The organism is Novosphingobium aquimarinum (assembly GCF_009746585.1).
GTDB lineage: Bacteria > Pseudomonadota > Alphaproteobacteria > Sphingomonadales > Sphingomonadaceae > Novosphingobium > Novosphingobium aquimarinum.
In genome coordinates this window covers 1-14,009 of record NZ_WRPO01000004.1, presented here as the reverse complement: position 1 = coordinate 14,009, position 14,009 = coordinate 1, and the positions used below count along the sequence as shown (strand labels likewise).

Here is a 14,009-nt window from a genome sequence, read left to right as displayed (position 1 = left end):
CAGACTGACCTTGTGGTCGAACGACAGCGTCATCGACCGAGCAAGGTTGGCGCGTCGATCGTGAACTTGAAGCCCACGATCAGTGCATCGTCGATGTCGCGGGTGCGGAACGGTGCGCCGGTCTGGTCGGGGTTCAGGATATACTGGACGTTGGGCGAGACGCGGATCGCTGGGCTCAGTTGCGCGCCATAGGCCAGTTCCATCATCGTCTGGTGGCGCGCAATCTTGCCGTTACCGCCCGCGGCGATCCGTGCCGCGCGCATGCGCTCCATCGCCAGATCGGAAAAGCGCTGATCGGAAATGACGAAGCCGAGCGTGTCCTTGTCGCGCCCCGCGAACGTGCCGGTATGGACCAGCCCGAAATCCAAGAAGCGGCTTTCCTCGACCCGGCCCGACAGGTTGGTCATCACCACACCGAAGATCGCCAGCCCGTGCGGCTGGGATCCGCCATTGCCGGTGATCTGCTGTTCGGCACGGACATAGAGGCCGGAGCGTCCCTTGCGGGTCGCGGGCGCTTCGCCTGACAGGATCGCGATATCGCCATTGGCGTCGCGCAGCGGGTCGGCATAATCGCCTCTGTCGATCCAGCCGCCAAGGATATAGCGGCCCGGCAGACCGCCGGATGGCGCATATTCGAGCTCCCACGGGATGACCACGCCTGTGCCGCCCTTGAACGAGAAGGCGAAGCCATCGTCATCGGGCCGCTTGCGGCGCGGGTTCACCTCATAGACGCCGGTATGGAAGCTGATCTCCCGAGTGAGTTGCGCCTTGGCATGGGCCATCCAGCTCGATGCCGGGAAATAAGTGAAGTTGCTGCTCTTGAAGACGAACGTGGGATTGCCGCACACGGAATTGTTCTGGAAGTGGCAATAGTATTGCGAATTCAGGAAATGGATATTGGCCTGGCTCTTGCCCGCCTCGAGAGTCAGCGCGCCGTCGAACAGCTTCTGCTCCCAGGTCAGGATGGCAAGATGGGTGTTCTGCGTGCCCCAGATTTCCTGAACCGAGGTGTTGTTGCCCAGCGCTACCGCGGACAGGCTCTTGCCATGTCGATTGGTGACGGCGGCATGGACGGTCGCGCCTGCGATCCCGGCAAGCGCCTCCATGTCGAGATCGGCGCCGACATAGACCTGCCCGGCATATGCCGCATCCTTCTTCAGTCCGCCCGAAAGGTTTGCCGCGGCTTCTCCGGTGTAGTTCAGTGCAAGCGTGATGCCTTCTTCTGCGAATGGTTGCAGGGGCGTGATTTCGGGAGAGGCGGGTTCAGGCAGTGCGGGCGGCAGCGGAACCTGCCGGTCCGTCACGGCGCTGGCGCCGCTCTCTTGCGCGAGGGCCGGGACGGCGGCGAGCGAAAGGGCCGTGAAAAGTGCGAGCGCGGCAGCATCGGCGCGGCGGGCGCCGTGGCGGGTAGTGACAGTCATGAGTTGAACCTTCGCGTGAATTTTCAGGCGGCAGCGGCGGCGGGCGCCGTGCGTTTCAAAAGGCCGACGAGAACGGCGGACAGTACCGTTCCGGCAAGGATGGCGAGGGCATAGAGCCCGACATGCGTGACCGCGCCCGGGATCGGCAGCACGAAGATGCCGCCATGCGGGGTGCGCAGTTCCACGCCCACGGCGATCGATATGGCACCGGTCAGCGCCGATCCGGCCATCAGCGCCGGGATCGTGCGCAGCGGATCGCGCGCGGCAAAGGGGATCGCACCCTCGGTCACGAAGGCCAAACCCAGCACGGCCGCCGCGCCGCCCGCCTCGCGCTCCTCTAACGAAAAGCGCGACTTGAACAGGCGGGTGGCCAGCGCGGCCGCCAGCGGCGGGGTCATCCCCGCGGCCATGGTGGCGGCCATCGGGCCGTAGATGCCGCTCGCCAGAACGCCGATGGAAAAGGCGTAGGCCGCCTTGTTGACAGGTCCTCCCAAGTCGAGCGCCATCATTGCGCCGAGGATGGCACCCAGGAGAAGCGCGCTCGACCCTTGCATCGATCGCAGCCATTCAGTCATGAAATTGAGCAGCGCGGCCACGGGCGTGCCGATCGCGTAAATCATCAGCAGGCCGGTCAGCAGCGTGCCCAGCACGGGCAGGACCAGCACGGGCTTCAGGCCCTGCAGGTTCTTGGGCAGCTGGATCCAGCGGTTCAGCCAGTAGACGCCGTAGCCCGCGACAAAACCCGCGACGATACCGCCCAGGAAGCCCGCGCCGACGGAACTGGCGAGCATGCCGCCGATCATGCCAGGCGCGATGCCCGGCCGATCGGCAGTGGAAAAGGCGATGTAGCCCGCCAATGCCGGGACGATCAGGGCAAAGCCGCCGTTGGCACCGATCTGGAACAGCGCATGGGCAAGCGTTCCTTCGGCAGCGTCGGAATTGGCGTCAATCCCACCGAGCGCGAAGGCCAGGGCGATCAGCAAGCCGCCCGCGACCACGAAGGGCAGCATGAAGGACACGCCGGTCATCAAGTGCTTGTAGGGGCCGGCGCGCTCCTGCTTGTCGGGCGCGCCGCTCGTGGCTTCGCCGCCCTGGACCTGGGCTTCGTCAAGCGCGCGGGCGATCAACTTGGCACCACCCGAAATCGCGGGCTTGGTATTGGACGCAAAGACGCGCTTGCCGGCGAAACGCGCACGGTCGACTTCGCGGTCGGCGGCGATGATGACGACATCGGCGGCCGCGATTTCCTCCGCCGTCAGCGGAGTGCCTGCGCCCACTGACCCCTGCGTTTCCACTCGGATGTCGTAGTTGAGTTGCGCGGCACCCGCTTGCAGGCCCTCGGCCGCCATGAACGTGTGAGCGATACCGGTCGGGCACGAAGTGACCGCGACGATGCGCTTGCTGTCGCTGCCTGCCGGTGCGGACGCGCCCAAGTTCGCGCCAAGTGCGGCGGCAGGATCGGACAGCACGGCATCGAGCGTGAGGCGGCTGTTCGCGCGTGCGGCCAGGGCCGGATCGGCACCCTGTTCGGGGCCCACCAACAGCAGCGTATCGCCTGCGGCGGGCGCGCCTTCAGGCAGCGGGGTGACCGTGCCGTGCTCAGTGCGAACCTCGATCTCGATCGCCCGGCCAGCGGTTGCCGCTGCCTTGCGCAAAGCTTCGGCGGCAAGAAGGGCGCGGACACCGGCGTCCGTATCCTCGACGATGGCGTAGAACTTGCTCATTCGGCCTCTCCAGCCATGCTTGTTTTGGTTGTCGGGGTTTCCAGCCAGTCGACCGCCACGCGCTCGGCCAGTGCCTCGACCTCGGCCGGCGCGGGGAGATTGGGGCCGGCCATGCCCAGCTTGGCGACGGCGAAGGCGGTCGACAGGCGCGCGATACGCTCAAGCGAGGCGCCCTCAGCCAGCGCCGCGCCAATCCCGGCGACCATGGCATCGCCCGCGCCGACGGTGCTGGTGATCTCGTCGAGGGTCAGCTTCGCGGCGATCGCGCCTTCGTCGGATACGAAGAGCGCGCCGTCCTCGCCAGCTGAGATCACGACCAGACAGACCCCGCGCCGGCGCAAGTCATGCGCGGCACTCAGCAGGGCGGCGGTATCGGGCAGCGAGCGGCCCAGCCAGTCGGCCAGTTCCTCGCGGTTCGGTTTGATGACGTCAGGCAGTACTGCGCCTTCCAACGCGCAGGCCAGCGGGAGGCCGCTGGTGTCCAGCAGAACCCGGACGCCTCGCTCGCGCAGCGCGGCGGTCAACGTGGCGTAGATGTCGGCCGGGCAGCCCGGTGGAAGGCTGCCTGACAGCACGGCCAAGTCACCGGATTGCGCTGCGCTTTGGAGGGATGCGGCAATACGTTGCGCGCACTCGCGATCGATCGCGATGCCGTCGAGATTGATGTCGGTGGTCGCGGCGTCATCGACCAGTTTGAGGTTCACGCGCGTCGAACCGGGAATGCGGATCATGCGATCGGGGATCGCTTTCTTGGCAAACAGCGCGTCGAAACTGGCAGCATTGTCGCTGCCCAGCAGGCCATAGGCGGCGACAGGCGTGCCCCAGTCGGCAAGGCAGCTGGCCACATTCACGCCCTTGCCGCCGGCGTCCTGCCGTACATGGCTCGCGCGGTGCACCGCGCCGACGGTCAATCGGTCGAGAACGACGGTCTGATCGATCGCCGGATTGAAAGTGAGGGCGAGGACGGTCATTGCCCCGCTCCGGTATCGAGGGCGCGAACTTCGTCCGCTCCGGCCGCGGCGAGAGCGCGTGCGGCCAGCACTTTCAGTTTCTCCATGCTCGCACTGCGCAGGCGCGCCTTGACCGCCGGAATGTCGCGCGGGGTCATCGACAGCTCGGCCACGCCAAGCCCCGTCAGCAGTTCCGCGCCGAACGGATCGCCGGCGATGCCGCCACAAACGCCGACCCAGCGGCCATGGGCCTTGGCCCCTTCGACGCACATGGCGATCAGGTTCAGGACGGCGGGATGCAGGCTATCCGCCTCACCCGCCAACTCCGGGTTCTGGCGGTCGATCGCGAGCGCATACTGGGTCAGGTCATTGGTGCCGATGGAGAAGAAATCGGCATGCTGCGCCAGGGCGCGGGCCTGAACGGCGGCAGCGGGCACCTCGATCATGATGCCGACGGGGATTTCGGGAGCATCCAGCTCGGCCCGGATCTCGTCGCAGCGTTCGCGGAGGCGAATCAATTCCCAGGCCGAAGTGATCATGGGGAACATGATCTTCATATCCCCGCCGCCCTTTGCCGCCCGATAGAGCGCGCGCAGTTGCGGGTCGAGTAAGTCGGGACGGCGCAGCAACAGGCGCGCGCCGCGCACGCCGAGGAAGGGGTTTTCCTCTTCCGGCAAGTCGAGATGGGGGACCAGCTTGTCGCCGCCGATGTCCAGCGCGCGCACGATCAGCGGGCGCCCCTTGAGCGCGTCGATCATTGCGCGGTAGATGGCGTATTGCTCATCCTCGTCCGGGGTCTCGCCCGCTTCGAGAAACAGGAATTCGGTACGCATCAGGCCGACGCCTTCGCCGCCCTGCGCCATGGCGAACGGCACCTGATCGGGCCGGTTCACGTTGGCGGCAACCTCGATCCGAGTGCCGTCCGTGGTGATGGCGGGCTGGCCGCGCTCGGCTTCTTCGGCCTCGCGCTTTTGTTCCAGGCCCGCGATCCAGGCCCGGGCAGAGGCAAGGTCTTCGGCTGAGGGGTCGATCCAGACCCGTCCGCTGTCGCCGTCGACGATGGCGGTCGTGCCCGCCGCCAGGGCCAGAAGGCGTGCGCCCCCCGCGACGACCGAGGGCAGGCCCAGCGTGCGCGCGAGGATCGCACTGTGAGAGGTCGGGCCGCCCAGCGCAGTGGCAATACCGGCTACGCGGCCCGTATCCAGCGTCGCGGTATCCGAGGGAGAGAGATCGGAGGCGACGAGGATCGTCGGCTCATCGGGCATGTCTGCCAGCGAGCCGGTGGAAAGCGAGGAATCGATTTCGGCCAGCACGCGGCGACCGACGTCGTGAAGATCGGCGGCGCGCGCGGCAAGCACGGGATTGCCGAGCGCCGAAAGACGGCCCGCGACGCGCTCGACCGCGTTGTACCATGACCATGCGACGCCGTGCCCTTCGACCATGAGCTGGCAAGTGAGAGTGATGAGATCGGTATCGTCGAGCAGCTCGGTCTGCGCCTTGAAGATCGCGGCATCGCCCGCGCCAAGGCGGCGGGCGGTATCGTCGATCAGCGCCTTCATCTGGGCGCGGGTGCGCGACAGCGCCTCGTTCAACTGCGCCCCACCGGTGACCAGATCGACCGGCACGTCCGGCACGTCCAGCTCCTGCGCCGCAAGCACATGCACAGTACCGATGGCAAGGCCGGGGCTGGCAGCGACACCCGTGACCATTTCAGGAGTGCCGACCGGTTTCCAGCCACGGATCGGGGCGGCGGCCTTTTGCTCGGCCCGCTCGGCATCGCGCTTCTCGCGGGCCGACAAGTTGCGGGCGGTCTTGACGAGCGCATCCAGCGCGGACCGGGCGCCTTCTCCTTCGGCGCTGAAGACCACGGTATCACCCTGTTTCAGGCCCAGCTGCAGCAGCGAGATCAGGCTGCGCGGATCGGCGCTGTCACGGCCATGACGCACGCGCAGGCGGGCCTTTTGCGCCTTGGCCGTGTCGACCCAGGCCGAACCGGGGCGGGCGTGCAGACCGGAAGGGTAATCGACGACCCATTCGGCGGTCTGGGCCAGATCGCTGGCGGCGGGCTTGTCGTGCGCAGGCGCATCTCCCTCCAGCGCACGCACGATGGCCTGCGCATCGTCGGTGGCAATCAGCGCCTCCAGCTTCTCCTCGTCCTGAATCAGGCGAGTGAGGCGGCGCAGGATCGCGATGTGACTATCGGAGTTCGCGGCGATGCCGACCACGAGGCGCGCGCTCTGGCCCGGATTCCATTCGACGCCGTCGCGCAACTGCAGCACTGCGATCGCGTCATGCTGCACCATGGCGCGGTCTTCCTTCATCCCATGCGGGATCGCGACGGCGGAACCGAGGAAAGTATTGGCCACCGCTTCGCGCGACAGCATCGATTGGACATAGGCCGGATCGACCGCGCCGCCTGCGACCAGCAACTGACCCGCCTGGCGGATCGCATCCTCTTTCGAAAGCGCAGTTGCGCCAATCGCGACATGGGGTTGCGCGACCGCGCTCGGGGCGGTGTCTGCCAACATCCTTCTCTCCATTCTTCGTTCTACCATGAGAAAACGTTTTCTGAGCGAAATTGTCAAGAGCCCTTGTGAAAAACTGCCTGAACAGGCAATGGTAGCGCGACATAAAGGGCCGATGGCCTTACGGTGAGAGAACGTTTTCATGGCAGTGGGTATTCGCGACGTGGCGCTGGCGGCAGGGGTTTCCCCCGCCACCGTATCGCGTGTCCTGTCCGGCAAATCGGTCGATCCCGCGATGCGCGATGCAGTGCTGAAAGCGGTCGAGACGACGGGCTATCGCCCCAATCTGGCAGCACGGCGCCTGCGTTCACAGCATACCAACACCATCGGTCTGATCGTGGCGGACATACGCAACCCGTTCTTTACCGCCGTCTCACGCACGATCGAGGACATGGCCAGTCGGCAGGGCCTGCGGATCATCCTTTGCAACACGGACGAGGACCCGGCGAAGGAGGACGCCTATCTCGATCTGATGGAGGAGGAGCGGGTGACCGGTGTCATCCTTGCTCCTGCCCGCAGCGCGCGCCGGAGCAAGCCGCGCGACTTTCCCACAGTGCTGATCGACCGGACGATCCCCGGCGAAGTGTTCGACTGCGTGGTGCTGGACAATATCGCCATGGCCGATGCGCTCGTGCAACATCTGGCCCATCTCGGCCATCGCCGCATTGCCGGGCTGTTCGGCGCTGAAAGCAATACGGGGCAGGAACGTCGCAAGGGGTTCGAGGACGCGGCGGCCCGCCTGGGGATCGCCACCACCAGCCATGCCGTCCCGCATGCCCAAGGCGAAGCCGCGCAGATGCTGCACGACGTACTGGCACACGCGGATCGCCCGGATGCCATCGTCGCCAGCAATGGCGTGATGCTGATGGGTGTCTTGCGCGAATTGCGGGCGCTGGGTCTGCAAGTCCCGGCCGATATTGCTTTGGCTGGTTTTGACAACATCGACTGGATGGAATTTGTCGGCGAGGGGCTGACGGTCATCGAACAGCCTGTGGAAGAGATCGGACGCACGGCGATGACGATGCTGACCGATCGCATCGCGCATCCAGATGGTCCTGCGCGCAAAGTGGTGCTGCAAGGCCGCCTGATCGCTCGTGGATCGTCGGGCGCGCAAGCGATGAGGAAAACTGGCACGCAAGCCAAAGCCCGATGACAGGGGGCGGTGCAATCATCGTCAGCCCCGGTCGGTGCCGCGACGCTGCTCTGCCTCTCGCTCCACGGTGCGACAAGCGCTGGTCTTCAGACCTGCAATAGTGGTTCTTTAAGTTGATGAGCCTCGACTTTCGCCAAGGATCGTTCGGCCTTCGCGGCAGCCCAACCTCTGGCCGGCCCAAATGGCGACAAGGACCTTGACGTCGCTTCGGCATCGCCTAGCATCGTCTTCAATCAAGCAATGATCAAACGTCCGGGAGAGTTTCATCGCGACGCGCCTGTTGCAGGCGCGGGCCGGGAGACTGTTCATGTGGCGACGTTCGACGGGGTTGTTTGTCTGCGGGATTGGCCTCGTCACGTCAGTGCCCGCCCACGCGAAATTCTCACCCAAGACCGAATTGGTCCGCTGCGGGAAAGACGACTGCCTCCGCGTCTCGGGCCATCGCGAAGAAGCAAGTCACGTCATCAGCCTCAACGGCGTGCCCGTGGCCGCAGAAGGCAAGAACGACTGGCGTGTCGACCTGCCCATCGATGCCGTGCGCAAAATGTGCGGTCCCCGGGCCCAGGCCATCGAAGTGACCCTGCGCGATCCACAAACTCGCCGCGAGAGCTTGGCGCGCGCGCGGCTGCCGATCGGGTTGCTTGGCGATAGCTCCAAGCTCGCGGCCATCGAAATTACCGCGTTCTGATTCAGCGCGTCTTTCCTGATGACCCTTGTATGTCGGCTGATCCCGGCATATTTGCGGGTGCAACCGCCGGAGAGCGGTTTGATGAAAATGCAGGAGAGAACGATGCTCAAAACCGGCTTTGCAGCCCTGGCCGTGTGCGCACTTGCGACGCCAGCGCTCGCCGATACTCCACAGGATCCTTTCGCTCAGCAGCAAGTGACGCTGCGTCTCGACGGGCTCGACCTTGCCACCGTGGACGGCCAACAGCGCCTTGCGATCCGGATGGACGCGGCCGCTCGCGCGGTCTGCGGGGATGGCCTGGATACCGTGCATCCTTATGCCAACGCGCGCGCCCAGGAATGCCGTGCCGAGGTTTTGGCACGAACCCGCGACCAGATCCAGGCGAGACTGGCAAGTCGCGATCGCGGCGTGACTTTGGCTATGAGGGACTGAAGCGACACGCGATGCGGGGCCGGGCTTGAAGCATACAGGCCCCGCGTCGCAGGCCTCGCTGGAAGAGCTTGAGCGGAGCGCGAGAGCCGCGCTGGCGCAAGGCGACCTGCTGACCGCGACCACTGCGGCAAAAGCGCTCGTGTTGCAGGACCGGGACCGGCCCGGGGGCTATTTCCTTCTTGGCATCGCGGCTGCCGAAATCGGTCAGTTCGACAAGGCAGTGCCCTTGCTCGGGGCGGCGGTCGAACGTGGGCCGCAGGCCGAGCATTTGGCGCAGCTCGCCCGCGTACTCAGCTTGCTGCGCCGCGATGGCGAGGCTGCGAAGGCCACCCGCCAGGCTTTGGCGCTGGAGCCCGACGATCCGCACACGCTGGACACCATTGGCTGCGTGCTGACGCGGCTAGGCGATCACGAGAGCGCGGCCGGACTGTTTCGCAAGGCCGTCGCAGCCAAATCGGAAAACCTCGAGTATCGCTACAATCTGGCGGCCGCGAGCGGCTTCATCGGCGACGTGGCGGAAGCCCGGGCGCAGTACGAGGCCATCGTCGCGGCTGACGCGTGCAATGCGCGCGCGCACTACGGGCTGGCGCTGCTGTCTCGTCAGACGCCACAGGCCAACCACGTCCCGCGGCTGAAGGCGGCGCTTGTCCGGGCCGATAAGCAGGACGACGCGCTGCGGATTCGCTATGCTCTGGCCAAGGAGCTCGAGGACTTGGGCGAGCCCGAAGCCTTCGATCATCTTCGGGCCGCGAACGATCGACACAAACGGAAGATCCAATACGAATTCGCCCAGGATGCAGCGATCTTCGACGCGATCGAGACGCTGTTCGCCGGTTCGCCTCCCGCTCTCGCGTCAGGGCCGGGCAATCCCGAAGCATCGCCGATTTTCATAGTCGGCATGCCGCGCACCGGGACGACGCTGGTCGACCGGATCCTGTCGTCGCACTCGCAAGTGGGCTCGGCCGGCGAGCTGCAGGCCATGCCGCTGGCCGTGAAGCGGCTTGCCCGGACCACGTCGCGGACGGTGATCGATCCCGAGACGGTCGCTGCCAGCGGTGGGATTACGCCGAGACGGATCGGTGACGCCTATCTGGCAGAGGCCGCCCACCATCGACCCAAGGCGACGCCTCGTTTCACCGACAAGCTGCCCGCAAATTCCCTCTACGTGGGCCACATTGCGCGCGCGCTGCCCAATGCGCGCATCGTTTGCCTGCGCCGCAATCCGATGGACACGGTCTGGAGCAACTACAAGAACCTGTTCGCCAGCCAGTCGGGGTTCTACGCCTATTCGTACGACCTCATGGATACGGCGCGCTATTACGCCCGGTTCCACCAGTTGATGGCGCTGTGGGATAGGCTGTTTCCGGGCAGGGTGCTCCAGCTTTCGTACGAAGAACTGGTAGGCGATCAGGTAGCTCAGACGCAGCGCTTGCTCGATCATTGCGGGCTCGACTGGGAAGACGCCTGTCTCTCGTTTCACGAAAACCGGTCCGCAGTGGCGACGCCGAGCGCCGCGCAAGTGCGTCGCCCGCTCAACGCCGACGGGATCGGGCAGTGGCGCCGGCACGCGCGACAGCTCGAACCTGTGCGCCAGTGGTTCGAGCAGCAGGGCATTACGCCAGACTGAGAGTCTCCAAGCTTTGGCTTCTTGAGACCACAGAAACGACAAATCGAAAACGGGGCACTTGCCGATGATGCGGCGAGTGCCCCGCTCCCTGCGAGTTACATCGTCGTCGGATCAGTACTTGATGCGCGCCTCGATCCCGACGGTGCGCGGTGCGATCGGCACCTGACGATAATAGCGCAAAGCCACTCCGTCATTCAGACCGATGCGGGAGCGGTCGTTGGTCACTGCGGTGATCGCGTACTTGTCGAAGATGTTGTTGGCCCACAGGCCAATGCTGTACTTGTCCCACTCGTAACCAAGCGATGCCCGGTGCGTGGTGTAGCTTGGGATCAAATCGCCGAATGCGCGATCATAGCCCAAACGAGACACGACATTTCCGCGATAAACGGCGGTCCAGTTGGCGATCAGATTGCCCACCCTGAGCGGCGCAGAATAAGTCACGCCGAGGCTGCCGGAATTCTTGGCCGAGCCCGGCAAGCGATCGCCATCGAGTGCGGGGAGCTGAATCGGCGAGCTGGGATATTCGCCGGGCGGGTCGTTCACCGGAATGATCGAGGGGACATCCTGCGTCAATTTCGCATCGAGATAGGAATAGACGCCCCGGATCGTGAGCTCGGGTACCGGCCGGATGGTGAAGGATGTCTCGACACCTTGCGCCTTGGCCTTGCCGCCGTTCACGGTAATGCCAGTGACGCCGTATGTCGTCGCGGAGTCGACCTGGATCCCGTCCCACTTGATCTGGAAGACGTTCAAGTTGAGCGACAGGATATTGTCGAACAGTTGCGCGCGCACGCCAAGCTCGATGTTCTTCGTCCGATCCGGCCCATACTGAATTTCATTGGGCAGCGCGCAGATGATCTGCGGACCCTCGTACTGCGTCGGATCGGTCGGAACGCCCTCGGGACACGGCGCGACTCGGTTCGGACCGCCGATGCGATAACCCTTGCTGTACGTGCCGTAGAGCAGGAGGCCCGGGGTGACGTCGAAGGACGTATTGATCTTCCAAACCCAGCCGTCGTCGCCCGCGTCGCCGCCGTTGACGGGCAACTCGCGCGGATCGATCGGATCGCCCAGGAACGGCAGCGCCGCGGCACCGGCGATCGTCGAGTCGTAGTCGAAGTAGCGGGCGCCACCCGTGACCTGCCATTGCGGGATGATCTGGAACGAGGCTTCACCGAAGATCGCCTTTTCCGTCACCTTCGACTGAATGTAGCTGACGTATTCGAGATATTCCGGATTGCTCTCGGGATCACCCCAGGGATGGTTGGGCAAGCGTTCGGCATAATCGCTGCGGTACTTGTTTTCGTTGTAGAAGCCGCCGACGACCCAGCTCAATGGTCCGCCATGGCGTGAGACGAAGCGGATTTCGGCGTTCTTCTGCTTTCGCTTGGTATCCTGCTGAAAGTAGCCTGCAAAGGCGGGAAACAGCTCGTAACCATAATCGAGATCGAGAAGCAGGTCGGTCACGTCGCCCAGCCCGTCATACTTGGTCTCGGTGTAGGCGCCGGTCGCGACGATATCGAAGATGTCCGCGATGTTGGCGTTGACCTCGGCGCTGCCGAGATGCGCATGGCGGTCGGCGGGCTCCGGGAACCTCGTGGCGTTCTCGTATCTTCCGGTGCCGAGCACGCCGAAGCTGTTCGAGGATGCGCCACCCGTCTTGGTCTGCTGATAGGCGTACGTCAGCGTGAGCTTGAGGTCCTCGCTCGCCTGGAACAGCAATTGGTTTCGCGTCGTCCAGGTTCGCTCGTAGTTCACGTCCTTCTCGCGGTAGAGATTGTCCGCAAAGCCCTGCTGCGTGACTTGGTTGGGGCCATCGGGCTGAGGCAGCGAAACGCCCGGTTCAAGCACCAGCAAGGGATTGTCGATAAAGCCCGGATCGAAATAATAGCCGAAGACCGAGCGAAACGCGATGTGGTCCTGAACGATCGGCAGGTTGATCATGCCATCGGCCTGAACGCCGAAATCGTCACTATGCGAGCGGGCGTACAAGCGACCGTGACCCTCGGCTTCCACACTGGTCACGTTCGGCCGATTGGGAATGTACCGGATGGCACCCGCCAACGTGCCGAGGCCGTAGAGCGTGCCTTGCGGCCCGAGGAGAGTTTCGACGCGCTCGAGGTCGAGCAGCTTGAAGTCGTAATAGAGCGGGACTTCGCCGAGATAGATGCCCAGAGCATCGTCGTAGTTGGTTCCGAAGTCGTCGACGTCAGAGGCATTCAGGCCGCGCAGGACGATGGAACCGGTCGTTCCGCCGCCCGTATCGGAAATCGTCACGCCGGGCGTGAAATCGGCGATGTCGCGGACATCGTCGATCCGCTGGCGTTCCAGCTCGTCGGAGCCGAGCGCGGTGATGTTGATCGGGGTGTCCATCAAGGTCGTGGCGCGACGCGTGGCGGTCACGATGATCGCATCGTCGCCGAACTGATCATCGCCTGCCTGCGCAGATCGTCCCATGCTGGCATCCTGAGCCATCGCAGGACCGGCAAGTATTGCGCCGGAAAAGCACGTTGCGGACAGCAACGCGACTTTGAGCGACATGCGGTCTTTCATGTAGTTGCCCCTCATTTATGAAGTTTCCGCACACGCAAGAAGCGCGACGGGTCCCGGTGTAGGATTTGCTGTTATTCGATTGGAACTTGCTCGAAGCGGCCCGCGCAGGTGGTCGCGGCGGTCGAGGTCGATGGCTGGCAGGGTGTCAGCGCCCGGAAGGCAGGCGCTGGCTCCTCGTCTCCAGCCTGACGTCATCGGCGCGTCTCGGATGAGGATCGCAGCATGCCGTTTGAAAGCTCGAATTTCTCGAGCAGGGGCTGGAACGGGAACAGGAACTGCTCCCGGATCGACAAGCGCCTGCGCTCATCCTGGCCGACGATGCTGGATTCCCCTTCGCGATATGTGCCGAAGAGGCGATCGAACAGGATCACCGAGTTGCCGTAGTTGCACCGCGTATCCTCGTAGCTGAGCGCAGTATGGTGCAGACTGTGATGGCGGATCGTGGTGAAGGCGTAGGAATAGAACAGGGGCGGATTGGAGCGGATGTTGGCGTGGGCATAGCCCGAGATCACGCCGAGTACGTTGAGCCCGCAGAATAGCGCGGGCGTCGCCACATCGAACAGGGCCACGACGCTCAGGCTGATGAGAAAAAGCTCGATCGGGTTGCCGACGAAACCCTTCATCGCGTTCAGCTGGGTGAGATGATGATGCGGAGCATGGGTCAGCCACAGCGGCAGCCAGTCGTGCATCGCGCGGTGCATCCAGTATTGACCGAACTCGATAAGGAAAACCACGAGAGCCACTTGCAGCACGGACGGCATCTCCATGACCCATGGCGTGGTGATGCCGAGACGGTCCTTGAGCGCGGCCAGCTGTCAACGGCGGAGTAAAAGTCGTCCATTAGGCGGAGTAAAACCAGGCCACTTGATCCGGGTGTTGGCGAGCGCCGTGAGGGCGTAGCCCGAGCGGGGGTCGCCAACACCCGGATTGTCATTT

At 64.5% G+C, this 14,009-nt stretch carries 9 protein-coding genes and 1 pseudogene; 4 read left to right on the top strand and 6 right to left on the bottom strand.

Features of this window, described 5'->3' with window-relative positions:
- Window positions 1–29: 29 nt before the first annotated feature.
- The 4 genes from GQO94_RS05635 to ptsP are packed head-to-tail and all read right to left on the bottom strand — an operon-like array spanning window position 30 to window position 6,623.
- Window positions 30–1,421: a carbohydrate porin gene (locus GQO94_RS05635; protein ID WP_156840206.1), complete on the bottom strand. Its 1,392-nt coding sequence runs from the start codon at window positions 1,419–1,421 to the stop codon at window positions 30–32.
- 23 nt (window positions 1,422–1,444) lie between these two features.
- The gene (locus GQO94_RS05630; protein ID WP_156840205.1) at window positions 1,445–3,145 is read right to left on the bottom strand and encodes a PTS fructose transporter subunit IIC; all 1,701 of its coding nucleotides are present in this window, start codon (window positions 3,143–3,145) and stop codon (window positions 1,445–1,447) included.
- The gene (gene pfkB / locus GQO94_RS05625) at window positions 3,142–4,116 is read right to left on the bottom strand and encodes a 1-phosphofructokinase (protein WP_156840204.1); all 975 of its coding nucleotides are present in this window, start codon (window positions 4,114–4,116) and stop codon (window positions 3,142–3,144) included. Before pfkB ends, GQO94_RS05630 begins: the two co-directional genes overlap by 4 nt.
- Window positions 4,113–6,623: a phosphoenolpyruvate--protein phosphotransferase gene (ptsP, locus tag GQO94_RS05620; RefSeq protein ID WP_156840203.1), complete on the bottom strand. Its 2,511-nt coding sequence runs from the start codon at window positions 6,621–6,623 to the stop codon at window positions 4,113–4,115. Before ptsP ends, pfkB begins: the two co-directional genes overlap by 4 nt.
- 139 nt (window positions 6,624–6,762) lie before the next feature.
- Here ptsP and GQO94_RS05615 point away from each other — a divergent pair, with 139 nt between their 5' ends.
- The 4 genes from GQO94_RS05615 (at window position 6,763) to GQO94_RS05600 (ending at window position 10,520) form a co-directional block, all read left to right on the top strand.
- Window positions 6,763–7,773, top strand: coding sequence for a LacI family DNA-binding transcriptional regulator (locus GQO94_RS05615; RefSeq protein WP_156840202.1), 1,011 nt, complete (start codon window positions 6,763–6,765; stop codon window positions 7,771–7,773).
- A 307-nt stretch (window positions 7,774–8,080) separates the two neighbouring features.
- A complete protein-coding gene (locus tag GQO94_RS05610; protein ID WP_156840201.1) occupies window positions 8,081–8,461 on the top strand; it encodes a hypothetical protein in 381 nt (126 codons plus the stop codon).
- Between the two features lie 102 nt (window positions 8,462–8,563).
- Window positions 8,564–8,893, top strand: coding sequence for a UrcA family protein (locus GQO94_RS05605; protein WP_232332794.1), 330 nt, complete (start codon window positions 8,564–8,566; stop codon window positions 8,891–8,893).
- Window positions 8,894–8,918: 25 nt separating this feature from the next.
- Window positions 8,919–10,520, top strand: coding sequence for a tetratricopeptide repeat-containing sulfotransferase family protein (locus GQO94_RS05600; protein ID WP_232332793.1), 1,602 nt, complete (start codon window positions 8,919–8,921; stop codon window positions 10,518–10,520).
- A gap of 111 nt (window positions 10,521–10,631) precedes the next feature.
- Here the strand turns inward: GQO94_RS05600 and GQO94_RS05595 are convergent, their stop codons facing one another.
- Both GQO94_RS05595 and GQO94_RS05590 read right to left on the bottom strand, forming a co-directional pair.
- Entirely contained in the window at window positions 10,632–13,073 is a 2,442-nt protein-coding gene (locus tag GQO94_RS05595; protein ID WP_156840200.1) for a TonB-dependent receptor, read from the bottom strand.
- Between the two features lie 191 nt (window positions 13,074–13,264).
- Window positions 13,265–13,885, bottom strand: a pseudogene (locus GQO94_RS05590) (sterol desaturase family protein); the annotation flags it as partial.
- Window positions 13,886–14,009: the final 124 nt, after the last annotated feature.